Source organism: Bradyrhizobium sp. STM 3566, from assembly GCF_045571445.1.
In the GTDB taxonomy this organism is placed as follows: Bacteria; Pseudomonadota; Alphaproteobacteria; order Rhizobiales; family Xanthobacteraceae; genus Bradyrhizobium; species Bradyrhizobium vignae.
Map to the genome: position 1 here is coordinate 5,476,171 of NZ_CP120692.1, position 21,351 is coordinate 5,497,521.

Genomic DNA, 21,351 nt, shown 5'->3' on the forward strand with positions numbered 1-21,351 from the left:
TCAACTCTCCGGAGCAGCCAGACGGGGGCGCGATATCAATTGCAGCAGCGTCGCAGACGGCCGACGCCCGGCCTTAGCACATTTGCTGCAGCGGAGCCGGCTGGCCAAGTCGTGGACAAATGTGGTCGGCGGATGACGCAGTGCCGCCAAGTCGACGTCCCGTCGGGTCTTACATCGCGGGCATTCGATCTCGAGCGAGGCGAAGCCCCCGTTAATGGCTTGGTCTACCGTCGGTGATGGGTCGATGGGGCCGCCATCGGCCCACATGCGCTCATTCCAGGATTCGCAGAGCAACTTGTCGGCTTGACGGATGAGAGCTTCGCCTTTGGCCCGGGCTTCAGCTGCCTGTCCTGCGAGGATCGTGGTCATCGCACGTGCCCGGCCGAGCTCTTTGGTGAGCGCCTTGCGGTCGCCGCCGCTGACGGGAGTCGGGTGATGTTTCGGTGCCATGGCAGCATCCAGTTCCGGACGCACCGGTGATGACTACTCGAACGCAGGCCAACAGCCGTCTTCCTCATGGCGCCCCGTCCGCTGGGTGCAGGTATTGTCCAACAGCCGCTGTCCGACGTTTTTCCAGAGCGCGTCAGGACCGTAGAGACGGGCGGCATCTGCCTTCTGGATCTCGACGACCCTGGCGCAGCGGCGGCAGCCCACCCTCAGAATATGTTGAGGAATTTGGCTCAAGCGCAGCGTCCCTCCTGAGGGGCTCGCCGGCTTGGCATCGCCGCGGGGGTCAGCCAGAAGGGCCTCCCAGTATTCCGGCGGCAGATCATCGCCCGGAGCCAATCCTCGCTCCCGGGACACGTTTTTGCGGACGAGAGCTGCCATCTTTTCCATTTGCTTGGGGGTCGGCATGCGCCAGCTCGCGGGTCGATCGGTCATGTCCAATTAGAACATAACAAGAACAAAGGAGTCGAGTCCCGGACCGAAAAATTGGGCCTTATGGCGAAGCAGCCGTTGTCGGAACCATGGTCCGCCGTTCGTCTTGAATCCAGGCCGTCTCGAACCGGAGTTCTGCGTACATGGCGCCCCGTGCCAACTGGAAAGGCTTCCTGCGTTTGTCGCTCGTGACGTGCCCGGTGGCGCTCTATCCGGCCACCTCTGAGTCAGAGAAGATCAGCTTCAACCAGCTCAACCGCCAGACCGGCCACCGCATTAAGTACCTGAAGGTCGACGCCGACACCGGCGACGAGGTGCCGAACGAGGACATCGTCAAGGGATACGAATTGGACAAGGGCCAGTACATCGAGGTCACCAAAGATGAGCTCGAGGAGATCGCTCTTGAGTCCACGCGCACCATCGAAATCGACGAGTTCGTCGACAAGCCCGACATCGACCCGCGCTACCTGATCCGCCCGTACTACCTGCGTCCGGACGGAAAGGTGGGTCACGACGCCTTCGCCGTGATTCGCGAGACCATCCGCGAGATGGACAAGGTCGCAATCGGCCGGGTGGTGCTGACCAACCGCGAGCACATCATCGCGCTCGAGCCGCTCGACAAGGGTCTTGTCGGCACGCTGCTGCGCTATCCCTATGAGGTGCGCAGCGAGCAGGAATATTTCGACGAGATCCAGGACGTGAAGGTCACCAAAGACATGCTCGATCTGGCCAGGCACATCGTCAATCAGAAGGCGGGGCGGTTCGAGCCCGAAAAGTTCGAGGACCACTACGAGACCGCGCTGATCGACCTCATCAATCAGAAGCGCGCGGGCAAGCCAATCACGCCGAAAGAGCGCCCCGCATCGACCAACGTCGTTGACCTGATGGAAGCGCTCCGTCGATCCGTCGGCAAAGAGGCCGCGCCGACTAAAGCGGCGGCAAAATCAGGCAAGAAGCCGCGCAAGGCGTCGAGCGGCCAAAAGGAGATGCTGATGCCGATCGAGGGCAAGAAGCCCAAGGAGGCGGCGGCGAAGAAGCCCGCGGCCAAGCCGCAGCGGAAGTCAGCCTGAGGTCGGAATAGGAGGACCGCATGGAGATGAAAGAAGGTTCAGCGATGACAGCATCTGGCTTGGTCGATGATTAGGACGCCATTGGCGCACCGCGGCCGACCGGCCAGACCGAGTCAGCCGAGACCCTAGGTCGCTGCGTCGGCTCTCAAATGATGCGGCGCCGCGCTGGGCCGAACGGCTGCGCAAGGTGACGGTGCAGGCCCCGTTGTCTTCGCTCTTCGTCGCGTTCCTACTCGGCACCTGGGTTGCGCGCTGGCGCTAGGACCAAACCGAGGGGTGCCGACGTCCATGGCGAGGAAGCTCTCACTGGAATTCTACAATCACGCGATTGCGGCGCCGTCGCTGAAGGTGACGCTCGAGGCTTGCGACGTCCAATCGGGATGGATGATTAGCGACCGGGCGCCAGACGCAAGCAAAGGGCTCGTTGCTCGTGTGATCGGAAGTATGGGCCAGGGTATGGGCCGCCAAACAGCTACTTTCGTGAGGTGATGAAATTTAAGGACTTTTCGGGCTGTATGGCGGAGAGTGTCCGCAGAACTATGCCTCGCCGACGTTCGCCTCTCGCCGCCACTGCTTCAAGTTAGGCCGCGAAATAAGGCTCCTCCTCTCACCATTGATCGCAAGTGACCGTACCTGTTCGTCCCAAGCCGTGCTAGGTTTGGGGACCGGTTTGGGGACCACGGGAGGCGGCGATGGCAGGCAATCTGACAGCGCGGAAGGTCGAAACGGCGAAGGCGGGCAAATACAGCGATGGGGGAAACCTCTATCTGATCGTCGGGCCTACGGGCGCTCGCAAATGGGTTCTGCGCTTCACTTGGCGTGGTCGAGCGAAGGAGATGGGGCTTGGCAGCGCCGTGAATGTCCCGCTTGTGGATGCCCGCGAGAAGGCTGCTGATGCGAGAAGGCTGATCGCCAGGGGACTTAACCCGATCGATGAGCGAAAGCGCTCGGATGGCGTCCCCACGTTCGGGGAAATGGCGGATAGCGTCCGCGGGTCGCTGTCGGCGGGCTTCCGCAATGAGAAGCACAAGGCGCAATGGAAGTCGACGCTCGAAACCTACGCGGCATCCTTGCGCGCCAAGCCGGTGGACACCATCAGCACCGACGACGTGCTGGCGGCGTTGAAGCCGATCTGGACCACCAAGGCCGAAACCGCCTCACGAGTGCGGGGTCGCATCGAGAAGGTACTGGATGCGGCCAAAGCAAAGGGCTTCCGCGAAGGTGAGAACCCGGCTCGCTGGCGGGGCCATCTGGACCACCTGTTGCCCAAGCCTTCTAAGCTGGCGCGCGGCCATCACCCGGCAATGGCCTATGAGCAGTTGCCTGCCTTCATCGCCGATCTGAGGCTCCGAGAGGCCACCGCAGCGCTCGCATTGGAATTTTGCATCCTCACTGCTGCCCGTTCGGGCGAGGTCTTGGGAATGCTGTGGTCGGAAATCGACTTCGACAAGAAGACCTGGACGGTGCCGGCGAAACGAATGAAGGCTGGCAGGCAGCATCGCGTCCCCCTTTCCTCGCGCGCCGTGGCAATCCTCCGCCAGCTTGAAAAACTAAAGACCAGCGACTTCGTCTTTGCTGGGCAGAAGCGCAACAGGCCTCTGTCCAACATGGCTATGGACATGATGTTGCGCCGGACGAAGGTCGGGGACGTCACCGTTCACGGTTTCCGTTCGAGCTTTCGGGATTGGGCCGGCAACGTTTCGAGCTTCCCCCGCGAAATCGTGGAAACGGCGCTGGCGCACGTCATCGGCGACAAAGCAGAGCAGGCTTACAGGCGCAGCGACGCTTTGGACAAGCGCCGGAAGCTTATGGAGGCCTGGGCGGCGTATTGTGAGCCAAAAACAGCAGCCAATGCTGTGCCGATACGCAGGCGGAAATCTCATTGAGGCGCTACGTAGGGTACGCACCGATGGACCCGATAACACGACGATGTCCGCTTCGCCCCAAACAGCGGCGCAAAAGCGGACATTGCTGGACTTCCGAGTTGGGCCAATAAGAGACTCATGCACCGCAGCATACGGCGCCTTTATTCGATTACCTCGTCGGCGCGGGCAAGCAGTCCGAGGGGCACCGTGATTCCCAGTGCTTTGGCGGTCTTGAGATTGATGACCAGATCGAACTTGGTCGGCTGTTCGACTGGCAGGTCGGCTGGCTTTGCTCCGCGCAAAATCTTATCAACATAGTCAGCTGCGCGCCGCCATAGATCAGAGAAGCGCGGCGCATAGGACATGAGGCCGCCAACCCGGACGTTCGCATCATTCCCGTACATCGTCGGAAGCCGCGCGGCCTGGGCCAAGGCTCCGATTTGAGGGCCGTTGCTGGTCGTGAGCGGCTCCGGCTGCACATAGAGTGCACTCACGTCGTCCTTGAGACTCGCAAGCACTTGTTGGATATCCTCGGCTCGCCGGATTTCGAGCTTGTCGATCTCTAGGCCGAGCTTTCTGGCAGCGGCTTGAACCTCAGAAACCTCTGCCGGTGTCGAGGGATTATTAACATTGACCATGAACGCAAAGCGCCGAAGGCCAGGTAGAAGCTCGAGCAAAAGTTCGAGCCGCTTACCTGCAAGTTCGGGTGATTGGATCGACAGGCCGGTAGCGTTGCCACCCGGCCGTGCCAGGCTCGCGACGAGGCCATTGGCAACCGGATCGCCCGCCGTGGCGAAGATGATTGGAATGTCTGAGGTTGATCGCTTAGCCGCAAGCACCGCTGAACCCCCGGATGTAACGATGACAGCAACCTTCATCCGAACGAACTCTGCCGCTATTTCGACATAGCGCTCGCTTCGTCCTTCCGCCCAACGAGCTTCGATTGCGACGGTACTTCCCGCGATCCAGCCAAGTTCATGCAGCCGCTCCACGAACGCTTCTGTCCATGAGGCTTGCGTCGATGAACTATTGGCACCGAGCAGCCCGATGATAGGCAGTTCCTGCGCGCGCACAGCAACAGGCCACGTGACCGACGCGCCGCCGATCAATCCGATGAACTCGCGTCGCTTCATGACTATCCCTACTGGGCCGGAGCCGACACCCCAGCGGAAGTCGGCTGGCTCATTCGATCATCTCGTCGGCGCGCAGTAGTACGGCCGGCGATATCTCGAAACCGAGCATCTTCGCGGTCTTCAGGTTGACGACCGTCTTGAGCTTTGTCGGTTGCTCGATCGGGATATCGGCCGGATTAGCGCCTTTCAATATCTTGTCGACGAAAACAGCGCTGCGGCGAAACATTGCGGTGAAGTCCACCCCGTAACCCACCGGGACGGCCCCCCGAGACGCGAGAATTGGCGCGGCAATCGATGGCACACGGCATTTGTCAACGACCGCGGCGACTAAGGAAGAGTTGGTTACAAACACATTGGCTTCCGTAATCAGGAGGCCGTCCATGGAAGTGGAGCCGACGGCCGACAGCGCGCTTTCCAGGGTGCCGGGAACGTCGACCTCGATCGGTCGCAGTTCAACCTTCAACGCCTGCGCTGCAGCCGCAACGGCGCTCATTGCACTATGGTTGAGGGGGTTCCCTCGTTGCAGGAGCACCCCTGCCCGGGTCATCGAGGGGGCCAGACTCGCGAGAATCTCTAAACGTTTGGCAGCTATTTCTGTAACGAATTGAGTTTGTCCCGTTATGTTGCCACCCGGATGAGCCATGCTGGCTGCAAGTCCCAAGGTCACCAGATCTGGACCCACGATCATTACGGTCGGAATCCTTGTGGTCGCCCGGTGAGCAGCAAGAATCCCCGGAGTTGTAGCCGTCACGAGAACGTCGACATCGAGGGCGACCAGTTCAGTCGCCAGCGCGGGCAGCCGGTCGTTATCGCCGTCGGCATCCCGATATTCGACATGAACGTTCTCGCCCTCAACCCAGCCGAGATCGCGAAGCCCCGCGAGGAAAGCTTCTACCTCCAAATTTCGCAGCGGTGGGAGGAAGAGGCCGATCCGAGCGATTCGCTTACCTTGCTGAGCGCGTGCCACCAAAGGCCACGCCAATGCCCCACCAACCAGAATAATGAGTTCCCGTCGTTTCATTGCCAATCTCAATCGCATATCCTCGGGTGGAGAATAGGCAATTTTCGACATAGGTCCAAGGCAGCCATGGCCGTTCCGGGTGACGTGCCGTCCTCCCGGATCGGCTAGCGCCACTGGTGTACCCCCGACAACTGCCCGTTTGCTGCATCATCGCATTTCGGCAGCACCGGGTCAAAACGCGAAGAGCTCAAGTTGAGCAAATCTAGTCCGCCCTGCCGCGATGAGCGGACTTCCGTCGAACGCGGTTTAACTTCGCAGATGGGCCAACAAGAGGCGCTTGAGCTGGGCAAAGCGTCTCTACTCAATTACCTCGTCGGCGCGGGCGAGTAGCGTTGGCGGCAGCGTAAGGCCCATCCTCTTTGCAGTCTTGAGATTAAATACAAGTTGATAGCGCGTCACGAGCTGGACTGGCAGGTCTCCGGCCTTTTCGCCTCGCAGGATACGGTCGACGTAGGTAGCGGACCTGAAGAACAGGTCCGACACATCGTAGCTATACGAGCACAATCCGCCTGAATCTACGTAGGCTCGATAAGGATAGATCGCCGATACGCCAAGACGCGCAGCGGTATCGACAATCGCTTCGCGATGGATCGATGTGAATGGATCAGGAAGCAAGACCAAGCCTCCGCCCGGACGCTCGCCAAACTTGCCAAGGATCTGATTGATTTCCCCTCTATCGCGCACCTCAACCTGCGTTAGAGGGATCCCAAGAGCGTCGGCCGCCGCCTTCCCGTGCACGACATACTGATCATATGGCGTGGTTGTAGGATTGTAGAGGATCCCGATCCTATCGACGTTCGGCGATAGCTCCTTAAGCAATTCGACCCATTTTCCCGCGACCGAAAACTCGAACGCGGCGAACCCGGTTACATTGCCTCCGGGTCGCGTTAGATTTTTCACGAACCCTTGTCCCACCGGATCAGAGACCTGAACAAAAACGATTGGAATGTCTTGCGTTAAGCGCAAAAGAGGAGGGACCGAAGGCGAGCTATGGGCCAGAATGAGATCGGGTCGAGAGTTGACCAAGACGTTCGCGATCTCCGCGATCCGCTGCTTGCTGCCATCTGCCCAATGATACTCGATTTCGAGGTTCTCCCCGTCTGTCCATCCGCGTACGCGTAGCCCTCTATTCAATGCAGCAATCCGATCCTGTGCCTCCGAGCCAATCGTAATCAGAGCGCCGAGACGTGGCCTTCTTTTGCGCTGCTGTGCCTTGGCAAGCGTGGGCAAAATAACTGACGTTGAAAGTCCCAGAACAAACCGCCGCCGCTTCATTGCTCATCCGCGCCTAATGCGTCGATCCAAGCATACGGATTTCTCGGCTCAGCTCCAAGGCGCGCGATGTCCTCTCCGGGCCTAAATCAGAAGTAGAGTTGATCGAATGCCTGCGGTCAGCTAAGCTTTATATGATTTATCTTTGATTGCCATGACAACAAGACGGATTGCAGACCTGCCAAATTTTGCGGATATGTGGGAGGCCCGGATGGACCGCCGAACTTTGCTCATTTCTTCACTCGGGGTTTTGGTTGCTTCCCGTGCGACTGCAGAGCAGCTTTCGCTACGCTCTCGACTGATCGGAATGTGGTCACTCACCGAGGCGGTAACGGTGAAGGGAAACGAGACTGTTCCTTGGTTTGGCAGGCATCCTCCCATCAAGGGGATGATCAATTACAACGAAAACGGCTGGATGAGCGTGCAGATAGCAGGTGCGCCAGCGGGTGAGATTTCTCACGCCGACTTCTATAAGCTTTCGGCCGCAGATCGTGCGGTTTGGTTTGATGAATACTATGCCTATTATGGCACGTTTGAAGTAGACGAAGCAGCACGTGTCGTCACACATCGCGTTGTCAATTCGCTCCTCCCCTACGAAACGGGGACCATTCTCAAGCGAGATGTCTCTATAAATGAAGACACGTTGTCACTGGTGACTCCGCCTAGAGACGATGGCAGCGGCAAAACAACTTTCAACCGATTGGTTTGGAAAAAGGCGATCTGAGACAAAAGATTCAATTCAGCTCGGAAAGACGAAGTCCGCTCTGGGTCTTGGTCGGGCATGCACTGGGCCTTGATTGAACAGTTATTACAGGCGTTGGTCCAGTAGCGCCGCAGCATCTTGTCGGCTTCTTCGTTTGTGTAGCGATACGGCAATCGCTCCCCGGCTGGACAAAGATAGATGTCTTCCTCAGGCAAATAGCCGAATCCTGCTTGCCGAAGCGTCCTCCGACTTGGCGCCCGAAGTCATTGGCTCGGGCAGAGTTACCGTGACGCCTGGTGGCAGGCCAGGATGTCCGGGCTGCTGAAGTAGCCGCGATCGGCGACGGCCTTGAGCGTCTCAGTTTTCAGAACAGCCTCGCCTGCATAGCCATATTGGCAAGTTGTGCCCGATCTGAGCCGCTGTTCGTCACCTCATCGTCCTTGCGAAGTCGCAATCGTCTTGTGGTCGCGAGCAAGCCGACCCAGCAGCCCTCGACATGGCGCCCGGCCTCGCGTTCCAGCCGCCGGCTCGACTGCACTCGGTTCAGATAGCCTGAAATGTAAAGCTTAAGGAGAACCGAGGGATGGTACGATGGCCGACCGGTCGCCGCCGGCTCCGCACCGGCAAAGCCCATCTCAGCCAAACTGAGCGCATCGACAAATACGTCGATCACGCAAACTTGGTTACTCGCCAATGAAGTCATCGAGGCATTAAGGCAACAGCGTCCGCTGCCCACGATCCGCCTCTTCAACGAAGCGCCAAATCAATTCCTCCAAAAAGAAGAACAGGGAATCATAACAGCCGCTCGCCGTTTCACACAGCGAGGGTCAATTGCTGCCGTGAGTGGGGACTATTCGATCACCTCATCGGCGCGGGCAAGAAATTGTGGAGGAAACTCGATCTCGAGCGTCTTCGCGGTTTTGAGATTTAGAAGGAGCTTGAATTTTTCTGGCTGCTGGACGGGTAAGTCGCCTGGTTTGGCGCCACGCAGTATCCGGTCCACGTACTCGGCGCCGTTCCGATAGACCTCATTGAAGTCGGGCCCATAGGACATGAGGCCGCCGCTATTTGCGTACCCGGCCGATTGAGAAACCAACGGCAGCTTCAAGCCCAACGCAATCTGGACCACCGCTTCTACGCGGCTCTGCATTACCGGATCATCAATAACTACGACGGCGGCCGCGTGCGTGCTGACCGCTTTGCGTAGAGCACCGTCAATTTCCGAAGCGCTATCAATACCGATGTCCTGAATTTCGATGCCCAACTGAACGCCTGCTGTGAAAATCTCGTCACGGACCAATACAGCACCCTTGCTCGGCTTGTTCCAAAGGACCGACAAAAGCTTGGTGCTGGGGAGTGCCTCCTTGATCAACGCCAGCCGCTTGCCGGCGATGTCAGGAGCGAAAACGCTCATTCCGGTTACGTTGGCATCGGGACGCGCCAAATTGGTGACAATGCGAGATTGCACCGGATCCGCTACCTGCAAAAACACGATAGGGATATTTGAAGTCGCTTGTTTGGCCGCAAGCGTGGGTTCGGTCGGCGCTGTCACGATCAATTCGACAGGAGTTTCCACAAGTTCACGAGCAAGGCGCGGCAAGGGCTCAGTACTTCCTTCGGAGAATCGCCACTCGATGCTCAGATTGCGACCCACTTCCCAGCCTTTTTGCTGCAGTCTCTCGAGAAACGCTCGAAACGGCGGAGTTGGATGGGTATGGGCTGATCCTTGTGAGAGCACACCAATCAGGCGCTGTTGCGCGCTCTGCTGCGCACGCGTCGTGATCGGCCAAATGGCCGCACCGCCCAAAATCCCCAGCAGATGGCGTCGTCTCATGTCCTTCATCCTAAGGCCTCATCGTACTGGAGAAGCCCTACTAAACGGTAGGGGCCTCGAAGGCGCTGGATATCCGCCTCCCGCGTGGCGTTCCTCGGATAAACGACCGTCCTGCCCCAAATGGCATCTTCTGTGTCTTGCGCTTCGTGCTTTGACGACATTACTCGAACACTTCGTTGGCCAGCGCCAGCACGCTTGGTGGAATGGTGAGATTCAAGACCTTGGCTGTCGCTAAATTCAAAACCAGCTCAATTTTGGTCGGCTGCTCGACTGGAATATCTGCCGGCTTGGTGCCCTTGAGTATCTTGTCGACATAGTCGCCAGCCCGGCGGAACAAGTCGGCCTCGTCTGCGCCGTAGGAAATGAACCCGTCTGCCTTGCAGAATGCCCTCGCACCCCACATCGTAGCTATTCCAGACTCCCGCGCCAGGCCGTTGATGCGGACCAGATTGGCAACGACGAAAGAGTCCTGGCAAACGTAGAGCGCCTTGGTCTTGTCCCTCATCGCTTCAATCGCTGGAGCAAGATCACCTGCGGATCTGATATCTAGGATATCAACTTCGAGTCCAAGCTGGCGCGCAGCCGCTTCAGCCGTAGCAGTCTCATGCGCTGCACTGAGGTATCCCCCATTGGCCAGCCGCAAGAGAAGGGATGATCTCACGAAGGAGCCCAACACGCTTGGAAACCATCTCATTTGACTGTAGCGACAATCCCGTAACATTTCCTCCAGGTCGTGACAGACTCGCAACAAAGCCGCTTGCCAAGGGATCCACGGCAACTGCAAATACGATCGGGATCTTCGAGGTCGTCTGCTTGAGCGCCGGAATAGCGCTTCCCGCGGTCAAGATAACGTCAACATTTGCCTGGGCGAACTCGGCCGCGATCTCCGCGTACCGATCACTTCTTCCCTCGGCCCACCTTATGACGATGGTCACCGTGCGGCCGTCGATCCAGCCCAACTCGCCGAGGCGCTGACGGAACGCGGACATCGAAGCCGCCCAGGATTTCTCGGCGCCAGCGCCCAAAACCCCAATGACGGGCAACTTGGCCTGCTCTGCATGCGCATCGAGGGCACGCGACAGTGCCGCGCCGACAAAGGCGATGAAATCGCGTCGCTTCATGGCAAGCCTCATTCCACTAACTCGTCTGCGGTCGCGAGCAACGTCGGCGGCACTTCCAGGCCGATTGTCTTGGCGGTCCTGAGGTTGATGACCAGTTCGAACTTGACCGGCTGCACGACCGGAAGCTCGGCGGGCTTGGCTCCTTTGAGGATCTTGCCGACATACAGGCCACCATTGCGATAGCCATCGGCAAAATCAGGACCATAGCTGATCAGGCCACCGCCGAGAATATATTCACGCTGCGGATAGATCGTGGGAATTGAATGTTGTGCAGCGAGCGCAACTAGCCGTCCGCTATGACTGTTGAAGAAGGGATCTGATGCGACCAGAATCGCGCCCGCGCCTTGCTGTTTGGCGCTGGCAAACGCGGCGGCAAGTTCATCTTCGTCGCTTGCGGAAAGCAGAATGGCTTTCAGTCCGAGACTGCTGCCAGTCTCCTGGATTTCTTCAATCTGGCCTTTAACGCCGGGATATTTCGGGTTGGTCAGTCCGGCAATCACCGACGCCTTGGGCACCAGTTCGTGCAGAAGCCCGAGCTTCTTCGCGTCGAGCGCTGAGGCGATCAGGCTAACGCCGGTCACGTTGGCGCCCGGACGGTTGAGGCTGGCAACGAGACCGGTCTGCACCGGATCAGCCGCACTAACAAAGACAATTGGAATCGTCGATGTGGCCGCCCTAGCCGCACGCGCCGGATCGGTTCCCCCCATCGCCATGATCACCGCCACCTGACGGTTGACCAGATCCGCCGCCAACGCCGATAATCGATCATAATGCCCTTCCGCCCAGCGATATTCGATCGCCACGTTCTGTCCCTCGACAAATCCTGCTTCGCCTAAGCCTGCGCGAAGCGCATCGAGAAATTGTTCGAGGTAGCTGCGCGACGCTCCGTGGAGAAACCCGACCACCGGCATTGCTGGCTGCTGCGCGCCGGTTGCAGACGACCATGCCAACATCCCACCACTGACAACACCGACGAAGTCGCGTCGCCTCATTTCGTTCCCCTATGCCTATCTTCTGATAGACTAACATCCCGCCGCATCATTCGATCACCTCGTCGGCACGAGCGAGAAGCGTCGGTAGCAGCGTAACGCCGAGTGCCCTGGCGGTCTTTATGTTGACGACGAGTTGGAACTTGGTTGGAAATTCAACCGGCAGGTCGGAGGGCTTGCCGCCCTTTACGATTTTGTGGACGAAGATCGCGGCCTTGCGATAGACGGACATGATATCGGCCGAATAGGACAAGAGGCCGCCGGCGCGCGTAAATTCATCGCTCGGTGCGAACAGCGGCAGGTGGCTCTTGAGCGCCGCCTCGGCGGCCGGCTGGCGCGGCAAGCTTGGCTGAACGATCAACGCTCCAGCGCCGCTCGTCACCATTTGTCCAAAAGCTGTTGCGAATTCGTCGCTGCCTCGCACCAGAACAGGCTTGATCTCGAACTGAAGTGCCCGCGCGGCCAACGCGATGCTTTCCAGGAATGGCTGGTGAAATGGATCGATGGCATTGCCGAGCACGGCAACCTTGCGCACCGTCGGCAATATCTCGCGGATAAAATCCAGATTCTTGCCGGCTACCTCGCCTGTCGCGGATGCCACGCCGGTGATGTTGCCGCCCGGGCGCGAAAAACTGGCGACAAAACCGGTCGCGATCGGATCGGCCGCGGGGCTCATGACGATCGGGATTTTGGTAGTGGCCTGCTTTGCTGCCGCAACGGATGGGGTTTGATAGCCAACAATCACATCCACGTTCAGGTCCACCAATTCGCGGGCAAGCGAAGGGAGACGCTCGGGGAAGCCACCCGCAGATCGAGACTCCAACGTCAGGTTCTGGCCTTCGAGATAGCCCAGCTTCTGCAGCTCTTCACGGAATGTACCCAGAAAGAATGCTGGATCGGGATTACCGAGCATCAGCACGCCGACGCGCGGTGACTTCGCTTGTTGCGCTCGTGCTGTCGGAGGCCAAGCAGCCGTAGCGCCCAAAAGCGCGATGAATTTCCGCCGCTTCATTCGATCACCTCGTCGGCGCGCGCGAGGAGCGTCGGCGGCAGTTCAATACCAAGCGCCTTGGCGGTCTTGAGATTGACGACCAAATCGAACTTTGTCGGCTGTTCGACCGGCAGGTCGCCGGGCTTCGCCCCCCGCAAGATCTTATTGACATAATCGGCCGCACGCCGCCACAGATCCGAGAAGCGCGGCGCATACGACATGAGGCCGCCAACCCGAATGTTCGCCTCATTGCCGAACATCGTCGGCAGTCGGGCGGCACGCGACAACGCCGCGATCTGGCTGCCGTTGCTGGTCGTCAATGGCTCCGCCAAGACATACAGCGCGCCAACATCGTCCTTGAGCGACGCAAATGCCAGGGCAATATCCTCAGGGCGCCGAATCTCCAACCTGTCAACTTCAAGACCAAGCGCGCTGGCCGCAGCTTTGACTCCGCCATCCTCCGGCAATGCGACGGGACTATCGACATTGATCATGAACGCCAACCTGCGGAGACCAGGGATAACCTCCCGCAACAGTTCGAGCCGCTTGCCAGCGAGTTCCGGCGACTGAATCGAAAGGCCCGTGGCGTTGCCGCCGGGCCGCGCCAGGCTCGCGACGAGACCGTTGACGACCGGATCTCCCGCCGTGGCAAAGACGATCGGTATATCCGTGGTCGACCGCTTGGCCGCCATCACCGCCGAGCCTCCCGACGTCACGATGATACTGACCTTCATTCGGACGAACTCTGCGGCAATCTCGGCATAGCGCTCGCTTTGGCCTTCCGCCCAACGCGCATGGATTGCGACGGTGCTTCCCTCAATCCATCCTACTTCGCGCAGCCGCTGCACGAACGCTTCGGTCCATTTGCCCTGCGACGATGAACTGTTGGCGCCGAGCAGGCCGATGATCGGCACCTGCTGCGCATGCGCGGCCAGAGGCCGGACAAGAGGCCAAGTGACCGACGCACCGCCAATCAAACCAATGAACTCGCGCCTCTTCATTCGATCACCTGGTCAGCACGGGCGAGCAGCGAGATCGGAACGTCGATACCCAGCGCTTTGGCGGTTCTGAGGTTCACGATCAACTCGACTTTGGTGCCCTGAATCACCGGCAGCTCGCCGGGCTTCTCGCCTTTCAATATCCGTCCCACATAACCGCCTGCGAGATAGTGTGTTTCGATGATGGTCCCGCTATAGCTCATTAACCCGCCGAGTGCGGTAAATTGCGGGTTCACGAAGATCGACGGCAGGGCGGCTTTCAGCGCCTGGTCCGCGATATCCTTGATACGGCTGTTGGCAAAAGGATCGGCCGCAATGACCAAGGCGCTAACGCGCATCTCCTTTGCTTTCACGAATGCCGCTTCGAGTTCGCGATCATTACTCGCCCGCAGAATGACAAGTTGAAGTCCGAGTTGAAGAGCGGTTGCCTGCAAGTCCTTAACCTGCCTTCCAACCACCTCGCCCGCAGCCGGATTCACCAGCACGGCAATCAGTTCGGCCGACGGCAGCAACTCATGAAGGATCGCGAGCCGCTTGGGACCGGTCTCAAACGTCAGGGCCGCAACGCCGGTAATATTGCCGCCGGGGTGCCTCAGGTTTGTCACGATACCGGCTTCGACCGGATCAGCACCTGTCTCAAAGACGATGGGGATCGTTGTGGTCGCCGCCTTGGCGGCAAGTGCGGCTGGCGCACTGCCCGGCGTGACAAGTACCGCGACGTTGCGCCCAACGAGTTCGTTCGCAAGTTGCGGCAATCGATCGATATTGCCCTCTGCCCACCGATATTCGACTGCAATATTGCGTCCGTCGTCGAAGCCGGCTTCGCTCAGTCCTTGATTGAAGGCCTTCAGCCGTGCCGCCCAAGCCATTGGTGATGCGCTGCCGAGATAGCCCACCACCAGCACCGGCTGTTGCGCCCGCGCCTTCGGCGGCCATGCAGCCGCCGTCGCCCCAAAAAGCGCGATGAACGCCCGCCGCCTCATTCGATCACCTCGTCGGCGCGCAGCAACACCGCCGGCGGGATCTCGAAGCCGAGCGACTTCGCGGTCTTCAGGTTGATGACGGTCTTGAGCGCCGTCGGTTGCTCGATCGGGATGTCGGCCGGATTTTCGCCCTTCAATATCTTGTTGACGAAAACAGCGCTGCGGCGAAACATGGCGGTGAAGTCCACACCGTAGCCCACCGGCACGGCGCCGCGGGTGGCTAGAACGGGTGCGCCAATCGACGGCACGCGGCATTTGTCGACAATCGCAGCAATCAGGGAAGCGTTGGTGACAAACGCATTGGCCTCCGTGATCGCGAGGCCGTCTATAGGAGTGGAGCTCACGGCTGACAACGCGCTTTCGATGTCGCCGGGGATGGCAACCTCGATCGGTCGCAGCTCTATCTTCATCGCCTGCGCTGCGGTTGTCATCGCGCTCATTGTACTTTCGTTCAGGGGGTTCCCTCGTTGCAAAAGCACCCCTGCGCGGGTCATCGAGGGCGCAAGGCTCGCAAGAATCTCCAAACGCTTGGCAGCCAGTTCTGTCACGAAGAAGGTTTGTCCCGTTATGTTGCCCCCGGGATGAGCCATGCTAGCTGCAAGGCCCAAGGTCACCAGATCGGGGCCCGTGATCATCACAGTGGGAATCTTTGCCGTCGCACGGTGAGCGGCAAGAATCCCCTGAAAGGTAGCTGTCACGAGAACGTCGACATCGAGGGCGACCAGTTCAGCCGCCAGCGCCGGCAGACGGTCGTTATCACCGCCGGCATCTCGATATTCGACATGAATGTTATCGCCCTCAACCCAACCGAGATCACGAAGTCCGGCGAGAAAGGCTTCTACCTCCAAATTTCGCGGCGGGACGAGGAAAAGGCCGATGCGGGCGATTCGCTTCGCTGGCTGCGCGCGTGCCGCCAAAGGCCACGCCAATGCCCCACCGGCCAGAGAAAGGAATTCGCGTCGCTTCATTGCCACTCTCCATTTCCGTCTTGCATCCACGTCAGCTTCGATTGTCGTGTCGGCCGCTAGTTTTTTCGGGCGCTTGTAAGGTTGCCCGCCCGCGGCAGCACAATCGTGAACTCGGTGAATTGTCCAGGCTGCGTATCCACCTCGATCCGTCCGCCGTGTTGTTTCACGATGATGTCGTGGCTCATCGATAGACCAAGTCCGGTGCCCTCCCCAGCCGGCTTGGTCGTGAAGAACGGATTGAACATTTTTTCCTTCACCTCCGGCGGAATGCCGGTGCCATTGTCGCGGATGCGTATCTCGATGTGGTTGCCTAGATTTCTGGTGCCAGCACTGAGCACAGGCTCGAAATTCGCATCGCCAATATCGGCCCGACGCTTGCTCGCGGCATAAAACCCGTTCGAGATCAGGTTGAGTAAAGCGCGGGTGATTTCCTGCGGGAACAGCTCGATCACGCCGGCGTCCGGATCGAGGTCGCGCTGCAACGTGATATTGAAATCCGGTTTCTCGGCGCGTGCGCCGTGATAGGCGAGATTGAGGCTCTCGTCCAACAGCGCGTTTATATCCACCATCCGCTGCTCGCCCGAACCTTCCCGGGAATGCTGCAGCATGTTCTTGAGGATTGAATCGGCGCGCTTGCCGTGCTGAACGACCTTTTCCAGGTTGCTCTTCAGCAGTTCGCGGATCTCATCCAGCTCCTTCCACCTGCCGGCCTCGTCGAGCGTCGGGTTCTCGAACACGTCGTTCATCTCTTCGATGAGCTCGGCCGACAACGCCGAGAAGTTATTGATGAAATTGAGCGGATTCTTGATCTCGTGCGCGATACCGGCGGTGAGCTGACCGAGCGAGGCCAGCTTCTCGGTCTGCACCAGGCGGTCCTGCGCGGTGCGAAGCTCGTCGAGCGAAGCGGCGAGCTCCTTAGTGCGCTGCTGCACCTCGTCGAACAGGCGGGCATTCTCGATCGCGATCACAGCCTGGTCGGCAAACGTTTCGATCAGTTTGATCTGTCGTGGCGTGAACGGTCCGGCGACAGGGCGGGCGAGATCGAGAACGCCGAGCACTTCGCCATCGCGAAGCAGCGGGACGCCGATGATCGACCGCCAGCCGCCAAGCTTGATCGACTGGGGAAGCCCGTATTCGGTATCCGCGCCGATGTCGGGGATGTGGACCGTACGGCGCTCGACCGCGGTACGTCCGGCGACCGTTGTGCGATCGAGACGATGCGGATGGGTCGACAGGTATTCGACAAATTCCGGCGTGCCGCCGTAACTCGCGCCGACATGGAGGAGATCCCCCTGCGACTGGAACAGAATGCAGATCGAGGCATCGCAGAGACCGGCGGCGGATTCGAGCAACGTCCGCAGCACTGTCTTCAGATCGAAGACCGACCGGCTAATCACCTGCAGAACCTCCGACGTCGCGGTCTGCTGTTGCAGCGACTCTTCGAGGTCGCGGGTCCGCTCCTGCACCTGTTTGAACAAGTTCACATTGGAAATGGCAATCACCGCTTGGTCGGCGAAGGTTTGCAGCAAGGTGACCTGCTTGTCGCTGAACGGATTCACTTCTGTACGGCGCAACAGGATTGTTCCGATGCTCTCGCCCTCGCGCAACAACGGCACACCCAACATGGTTCGAACGCCGATACGGCGAGCCGCCCGTTGTCCTTCCGGAAACTGGTTACCCTCCTCAGAAAGCATATCGTGGATATGCACTGGCGCCCGGTCTAGGAAGGTCCGCCCGGCGACGGTCGCACGATCGATCGGCCACTTCTCGACCGTGAACTCGAGCGGACCGTGCTGGGCGTTGAAGCGAAGATCGTTGCCGTCCCGCAAATAGACAATTGCATCCTTGGCTTCGCAAAGCTCGCAGGCGCTCTCGACAATGGCTTGGAGAACGGGCGCCACATCGGTCGGCGACGATGCGATGACCCTCAGGATGTTGCTGCTGCCGGTCTGATAGGTCAGCGCTTCCGTCAACTCGCGCGTTCGCGCCTGCACCTCGTCGAACAGGCGGACATTTTCGATCGCGATCAGGGCCTGATCGCAAAAGGACTCGGCCAGAGCGACCTCACGTTCGCCGAGGAAATTGCTGCGCTTGCCCGCCAGCACTAGCAGGCCGATGCACTCGCCCGCCCGCAATAGCGGCACGTAGAGCGACGATACGATACCGAAGGTCTCGTGGATCCAAAGCTCGAACTTGGGCAGGTCGATCAACGACCAGTCCGGCAGGTGCAGCGTTTTCTTGCCGATGATGGCGCGTGACGGGAAATTGCCATCGGGATCGATTTGCTCGGGAGGCCTGGTGACGGTAGTCAGTCCTTCCGGCGTGGCCCTCGCCACCTGCACGTAGCTGGCGCCGTCGCAGCGCAGGAAGAACCCGAGGTCACATCGCGTCAGCCGTACCGCGGTCTGGACGATGCTGTCGAACACCGGCTGGGCGTCGGTCGGCGATTGACTGATAACGCGCAGGATTTCCGACGTCGCGGTCTGGCGTTCCAGCGCCTGTTGGGTGTCGTTGAACAGTTGTGCATTCTGGATCGCGATCATTGCCTGGTCGGCGAAGCTTTGCAGCAGCGCCAGTTCATCAACGGTGAACGGCAGGAGCCTGTCACGGAAAACGATCAGGGCGCCGACGGCCTTGTCGTTGCGTCGCAATGGCGTGCCGCAAACGGTACGCGCGCCACCGGCCCGCGCATGGGGCAGACCGGGAAAGTCGGACATCGAGGGATCCAGGTGGTCGAGGTCCGGAATGTGGATCTGCCTGGACTCGGCCACCACCGTGCCGGGCAGGTTTCGGCCGCCGACCTTGATATTGGACCGCGGATAGGCCGAGCCGACGCGCTTGGCGATGGTTCCAACGCGGTACTCTTGCGTGAACTCGCGCCCTTCGGCGAGTTGAAGCGAGACGCTGGATGCCTTGAACAGACGCGCGGTCGTCTCGGTGATCAACTGCAACGGGCCCGCCGCATCCCCCGATGCGTTGGCGATCGCGCGCAGGATTTCGGCGCCGGCCTCCTCTCGCATCCGCGCAGCTTTCAACTGGCGTTTCAGCAGTGCGGTCTCGGGATGGAGGGATGGCTTGGCCTTGCGGGCATCGGTCTTGGTGAGAGGCTTTCCAGCCTTCTTCCGTGTCCCGGCATCGCTGGTCTGTTTCTTGCCGGACTTGGCACGAGCAGACTTGGCACCGGACTTTGCTCGAGACCTGGCATCGCGCGCCCTCATTCGATCACCTCGTCGGCCACCGTCAGCAGGCGGTCGGCCGCCGCTAAGCCGAGCGATTTCGCTGTCTTGAGGTTGAGCACAAGCACGAACTTGCTGGCTTGTTCAATGGGCAGGTCCGCCGGTTTTTCGCCACCGAGAATCTTGGCGGCGTAGATGCCGGCGCGGCGGAAGTCGTCGATCAGATCGGCCGAATAGGACATCAGAAGGCCCGCCCGGCCCCAGTCCGGATAGGTGCCAACCGTCGGCTTTCCCGGCGCCATGACCAAGGGCAAGACCCGGGGCATGTTGTTGTAGAGAAGCGGCTCGCCGGAGACGTAAAGAGCGCCAACGCCATCGCGGATGCTCGCCGAAACCGCGCCCTCTATCTCGTCGAGCCGCCCAAGCGGATGACGCACGACAACAAAGCCGAACTGACCGGCGACGCTTTGCAATGCGTTGAGCTCGGCTGTGGCAAGCAGTGAGGATGTACCGATGAAGCCGATCGCCTTCAGGTCAGGCACCAGCTCCTTGAACAAGTTCATGCGCTTTTGGGTCAGCGCCTCCTCGCCCCCAACCGCATTCATCACGTTGCCGGTCGCATGGCCGCCCGGATGGATATAGCTTTCCGCAAACCCTGCCTTGATGGGATCGGCGGCATAGGACGTGAAGACCAACGGCAACTCGGGCAGGACTTTGTGCGCGACCGGTGCCGCCGCGGCCGAAGCAATGATGACGCGGGGCTTGAGAGCAGCGAGTTCAAGGGCCAGCGCGGGCAATCGATCGAAAAAACCGTCGGCATAACGCAAAGCGAACGTAAAGTTCACGCCCTCGGTAAGGCCCGCCTCCCGCATGCCTTGGCGAATCGCCGCCAGTCGATTCTCGGCATTTTTTGCCGGCCCCGGCACCAGCACGGCAACAACGGGCAGATCTTTCTCGGCGCGCGCAGCAACAGGTACAGCTGCCGCGCCAGCTAAAATACCGAGAAGTTCGCGCCGCCGCAGGTCCCGGAGCTTCATTCGATCACCTGATCGGTCTGCACCAGGACGGTCGGAGGGATCGTCAACCCGAGCGCCCGCGCGGTCTTGAGATTGACGACCATTTCGAACTTGGTCGGCAACTGGATCGGCATCTCCGACGGCTTTTGACCCTTGATGATCTGGTCGGCATAGCCTGCGGCACGGCGCGAGAGGTCGACGATGTCGGCGCCATAACTAAATAAAGCGCCGGCTTGCGCAAACTCAGCCTGCTCGCCGACCACGGCTACCTGCATTTCAACTCCAATGCGGCAGATGTCCTTGATCGCCGCGGCGGTCATGTAGTCGCGAATAACGATCATGGCCGTACCACCGGCCTCGGCAAGCTTCCCGATCTGCTCCGTCACCTGCGATGGCGTCGGCGCCGTGAGGCCGGCACGAATCGGCTCGATGCCGAGCTTGCCGGTATCCGCCATGGTCTGCGCGCCCCACGCGCTGAAGGTCGGGTCGGTTGCGTTGTGCATCACGCCGAGCTTAATCAGGCCCGGCAAAATTTCCTTCAGCACCGCGATACGCTTGGCCGACATCTCCTCGCCGAACGCCGAGAAGCCGGTCACGGTGCCACCGGGCCGGGCGAGGCTCTGGAACAGTTCGGGGTCGCTCTGCACGGCCGGCAGCGCGATCGCGACGACCGGGATTTTCGTCTTGCGCGCCGCGGCCCGCGCGGCGGCGGGGCCAGGTGCGAACAGCACGTCCACTTGCATCGCGACAAACTCGTCGATGATCGCGTGCCCGCGTTCGACATCTCCGTCGGCGTTGCGGATTTCGACGGTGATATTGCGCCCTTCGACATATCCGATTTCGGCCAGAGTCTTGCGGAACGGCTGCACAATCGTGACGTCGGCGGCGGCGCTGGCAAATCCGATAAAGCCGATGGTCGGCATGCGATGAGACCCATCCTGCTGCGCCAGTGCTGCAAGCGGCCAGCTCGCCGCGCCTCCCACCGCCAAACCAATAAACTCACGCCTTCGCACGGTCGCCCCCAAGGCTGGAATGTGGCAGTGTAACTGTTCAAACCCAACATCTGAAAGGTGCCCTTGACCGATCCGACAAAATCTTCTTGGGGTTGTGCTCCCCCTCCAAGAACCTCCGGGCCCGCAGCAATCTGCGCAAAGTTTTCCGTAAATCACCCCGCTGTCGCAGCCCGCTGGGTGATAACTTGACGCATTCAATCTCGCGAATTTACGCAGGCTTGGAGCTTCGCTTGCTCTTACTGGTTGCACCGCACCACGGCATCCCGGCGGCTAAGATCGGCGCCGGAAGGGGCAGAAACTGATATCGAGAGCACCGCAG

General features: G+C 59.9%; 19 protein-coding genes and 2 pseudogenes. 3 read left to right on the forward strand and 18 right to left on the reverse strand.

Features of this window, described 5'->3' with window-relative positions; all coding sequences use genetic code 11:
• Complete coding sequence (locus P6U27_RS26445; protein WP_209296325.1) at positions 1 to 450, reverse strand: hypothetical protein; 450 nt, start codon at positions 448 to 450, stop codon at positions 1 to 3.
• Positions 451 to 483: 33 nt separating this feature from the next.
• Positions 484 to 882 carry a hypothetical protein gene (locus P6U27_RS26450; protein ID WP_122404607.1) on the reverse strand — a complete coding sequence of 133 codons (399 nt, stop codon included), beginning with the start codon at positions 880 to 882 and terminating at the stop codon, positions 484 to 486.
• A 140-nt stretch (positions 883 to 1,022) separates the two neighbouring features.
• On the opposite strand from P6U27_RS26450, the gene P6U27_RS26455 reads away from it, so the two are divergent.
• Together P6U27_RS26455 and P6U27_RS26460 are read left to right on the forward strand one after the other, a co-directional pair.
• A complete protein-coding gene (locus P6U27_RS26455) occupies positions 1,023 to 1,949 on the forward strand; it encodes a Ku protein (RefSeq protein WP_122404608.1) in 927 nt (308 codons plus the stop codon).
• A gap of 692 nt (positions 1,950 to 2,641) precedes the next feature.
• A complete protein-coding gene (locus P6U27_RS26460; protein ID WP_209296324.1) occupies positions 2,642 to 3,835 on the forward strand; it encodes a site-specific integrase in 1,194 nt (397 codons plus the stop codon).
• A 140-nt stretch (positions 3,836 to 3,975) separates the two neighbouring features.
• Here P6U27_RS26460 and P6U27_RS26465 read toward each other — a convergent pair whose 3' ends face one another.
• From P6U27_RS26465 to P6U27_RS26475, 3 genes are all read right to left on the reverse strand, one after another.
• Entirely contained in the window at positions 3,976 to 4,947 is a 972-nt protein-coding gene (locus tag P6U27_RS26465; protein ID WP_122404611.1) for an ABC transporter substrate-binding protein, read from the reverse strand.
• 49 nt (positions 4,948 to 4,996) lie between these two features.
• Positions 4,997 to 5,968: an ABC transporter substrate-binding protein gene (locus P6U27_RS26470; protein ID WP_209296323.1), complete on the reverse strand. Its 972-nt coding sequence runs from the start codon at positions 5,966 to 5,968 to the stop codon at positions 4,997 to 4,999.
• A gap of 297 nt (positions 5,969 to 6,265) precedes the next feature.
• Complete coding sequence (locus P6U27_RS26475; RefSeq protein WP_209296322.1) at positions 6,266 to 7,243, reverse strand: ABC transporter substrate-binding protein; 978 nt, start codon at positions 7,241 to 7,243, stop codon at positions 6,266 to 6,268.
• Between the two features lie 208 nt (positions 7,244 to 7,451).
• Here P6U27_RS26475 and P6U27_RS26480 point away from each other — a divergent pair, with 208 nt between their 5' ends.
• On the forward strand, positions 7,452 to 7,964 hold the full coding sequence (locus P6U27_RS26480) for a lipocalin-like domain-containing protein (protein ID WP_160118862.1): 513 nt from the start codon (positions 7,452 to 7,454) through the stop codon (positions 7,962 to 7,964).
• Between the two features lie 59 nt (positions 7,965 to 8,023).
• Here the strand turns inward: P6U27_RS26480 and P6U27_RS26485 are convergent.
• From P6U27_RS26485 to P6U27_RS26545, 13 genes and pseudogenes are all read right to left on the reverse strand, one after another.
• Positions 8,024 to 8,080: pseudogene (locus P6U27_RS26485) on the reverse strand (hypothetical protein); the annotation flags it as partial.
• A 341-nt stretch (positions 8,081 to 8,421) separates the two neighbouring features.
• Positions 8,422 to 8,707, reverse strand: a pseudogene (locus tag P6U27_RS26490) (transposase); the annotation flags it as partial.
• A gap of 86 nt (positions 8,708 to 8,793) precedes the next feature.
• Positions 8,794 to 9,786: an ABC transporter substrate-binding protein gene (locus P6U27_RS26495; RefSeq protein ID WP_122404616.1), complete on the reverse strand. Its 993-nt coding sequence runs from the start codon at positions 9,784 to 9,786 to the stop codon at positions 8,794 to 8,796.
• Between the two features lie 151 nt (positions 9,787 to 9,937).
• Entirely contained in the window at positions 9,938 to 10,498 is a 561-nt protein-coding gene (locus P6U27_RS26500; protein ID WP_407192814.1) for an ABC transporter substrate binding protein, read from the reverse strand.
• Complete coding sequence (locus P6U27_RS26505) at positions 10,380 to 10,898, reverse strand: ABC transporter substrate binding protein (RefSeq protein WP_407192815.1); 519 nt, start codon at positions 10,896 to 10,898, stop codon at positions 10,380 to 10,382. The genes P6U27_RS26500 and P6U27_RS26505 overlap by 119 nt, the downstream gene beginning before the upstream one ends.
• Before the next feature lie 8 nt (positions 10,899 to 10,906).
• A complete protein-coding gene (locus tag P6U27_RS26510; RefSeq protein WP_122404618.1) occupies positions 10,907 to 11,890 on the reverse strand; it encodes an ABC transporter substrate-binding protein in 984 nt (327 codons plus the stop codon).
• Positions 11,891 to 11,936: 46 nt separating this feature from the next.
• On the reverse strand, positions 11,937 to 12,899 hold the full coding sequence (locus tag P6U27_RS26515) for an ABC transporter substrate-binding protein (protein WP_209296318.1): 963 nt from the start codon (positions 12,897 to 12,899) through the stop codon (positions 11,937 to 11,939).
• On the reverse strand, positions 12,896 to 13,879 hold the full coding sequence (locus tag P6U27_RS26520) for an ABC transporter substrate-binding protein (protein ID WP_122404620.1): 984 nt from the start codon (positions 13,877 to 13,879) through the stop codon (positions 12,896 to 12,898). The genes P6U27_RS26515 and P6U27_RS26520 overlap by 4 nt, the downstream gene beginning before the upstream one ends.
• A complete protein-coding gene (locus P6U27_RS26525; RefSeq protein ID WP_129144363.1) occupies positions 13,876 to 14,859 on the reverse strand; it encodes an ABC transporter substrate-binding protein in 984 nt (327 codons plus the stop codon). Before P6U27_RS26525 ends, P6U27_RS26520 begins: the two co-directional genes overlap by 4 nt.
• Positions 14,856 to 15,827: an ABC transporter substrate-binding protein gene (locus P6U27_RS26530; protein WP_122404621.1), complete on the reverse strand. Its 972-nt coding sequence runs from the start codon at positions 15,825 to 15,827 to the stop codon at positions 14,856 to 14,858. The genes P6U27_RS26525 and P6U27_RS26530 overlap by 4 nt, the downstream gene beginning before the upstream one ends.
• A 56-nt stretch (positions 15,828 to 15,883) precedes the next feature.
• Positions 15,884 to 19,045, reverse strand: a complete 3,162-nt coding sequence (locus P6U27_RS26535; RefSeq protein ID WP_245163278.1) for a GAF domain-containing protein — start codon at positions 19,043 to 19,045, stop codon at positions 15,884 to 15,886.
• Positions 19,042 to 20,040 (reverse strand): ABC transporter substrate-binding protein, encoded by a 999-nt coding sequence (locus P6U27_RS26540; RefSeq protein WP_122404622.1) that lies wholly within the window; start codon positions 20,038 to 20,040, stop codon positions 19,042 to 19,044. Before P6U27_RS26540 ends, P6U27_RS26535 begins: the two co-directional genes overlap by 4 nt.
• Positions 20,037 to 21,188, reverse strand: a complete 1,152-nt coding sequence (locus P6U27_RS26545) for an ABC transporter substrate-binding protein (RefSeq protein WP_209296317.1) — start codon at positions 21,186 to 21,188, stop codon at positions 20,037 to 20,039. Before P6U27_RS26545 ends, P6U27_RS26540 begins: the two co-directional genes overlap by 4 nt.
• Positions 21,189 to 21,351 lie beyond the last annotated feature (163 nt).

What these genes read in the sequence shown, in the direction of transcription:
- P6U27_RS26445 (WP_209296325.1), bottom strand. Translation starts at nt 450, where the DNA reads ATGGCACCGAAACATCACCCGACTCCCGTCAGCGGCGGCGACCGCAAG.
- P6U27_RS26450 (WP_122404607.1), bottom strand. Translation starts at nt 882, where the DNA reads ATGACCGATCGACCCGCGAGCTGGCGCATGCCGACCCCCAAGCAAATG.
- P6U27_RS26455 (WP_122404608.1), top strand. Translation starts at nt 1,023, where the DNA reads ATGGCGCCCCGTGCCAACTGGAAAGGCTTCCTGCGTTTGTCGCTCGTG.
- P6U27_RS26460 (WP_209296324.1), top strand. Translation starts at nt 2,642, where the DNA reads ATGGCAGGCAATCTGACAGCGCGGAAGGTCGAAACGGCGAAGGCGGGC.
- P6U27_RS26465 (WP_122404611.1), bottom strand. Translation starts at nt 4,947, where the DNA reads ATGAAGCGACGCGAGTTCATCGGATTGATCGGCGGCGCGTCGGTCACG.
- P6U27_RS26470 (WP_209296323.1), bottom strand. Translation starts at nt 5,968, where the DNA reads ATGAAACGACGGGAACTCATTATTCTGGTTGGTGGGGCATTGGCGTGG.
- P6U27_RS26475 (WP_209296322.1), bottom strand. Translation starts at nt 7,243, where the DNA reads ATGAAGCGGCGGCGGTTTGTTCTGGGACTTTCAACGTCAGTTATTTTG.
- P6U27_RS26480 (WP_160118862.1), top strand. Translation starts at nt 7,452, where the DNA reads ATGGACCGCCGAACTTTGCTCATTTCTTCACTCGGGGTTTTGGTTGCT.
- P6U27_RS26495 (WP_122404616.1), bottom strand. Translation starts at nt 9,786, where the DNA reads ATGAAGGACATGAGACGACGCCATCTGCTGGGGATTTTGGGCGGTGCG.
- P6U27_RS26500 (WP_407192814.1), bottom strand. Translation starts at nt 10,498, where the DNA reads ATGTTACGGGATTGTCGCTACAGTCAAATGAGATGGTTTCCAAGCGTG.
- P6U27_RS26505 (WP_407192815.1), bottom strand. Translation starts at nt 10,898, where the DNA reads ATGAAGCGACGCGATTTCATCGCCTTTGTCGGCGCGGCACTGTCGCGT.
- P6U27_RS26510 (WP_122404618.1), bottom strand. Translation starts at nt 11,890, where the DNA reads ATGAGGCGACGCGACTTCGTCGGTGTTGTCAGTGGTGGGATGTTGGCA.
- P6U27_RS26515 (WP_209296318.1), bottom strand. Translation starts at nt 12,899, where the DNA reads ATGAAGCGGCGGAAATTCATCGCGCTTTTGGGCGCTACGGCTGCTTGG.
- P6U27_RS26520 (WP_122404620.1), bottom strand. Translation starts at nt 13,879, where the DNA reads ATGAAGAGGCGCGAGTTCATTGGTTTGATTGGCGGTGCGTCGGTCACT.
- P6U27_RS26525 (WP_129144363.1), bottom strand. Translation starts at nt 14,859, where the DNA reads ATGAGGCGGCGGGCGTTCATCGCGCTTTTTGGGGCGACGGCGGCTGCA.
- P6U27_RS26530 (WP_122404621.1), bottom strand. Translation starts at nt 15,827, where the DNA reads ATGAAGCGACGCGAATTCCTTTCTCTGGCCGGTGGGGCATTGGCGTGG.
- P6U27_RS26535 (WP_245163278.1), bottom strand. Translation starts at nt 19,045, where the DNA reads ATGAGGGCGCGCGATGCCAGGTCTCGAGCAAAGTCCGGTGCCAAGTCT.
- P6U27_RS26540 (WP_122404622.1), bottom strand. Translation starts at nt 20,040, where the DNA reads ATGAAGCTCCGGGACCTGCGGCGGCGCGAACTTCTCGGTATTTTAGCT.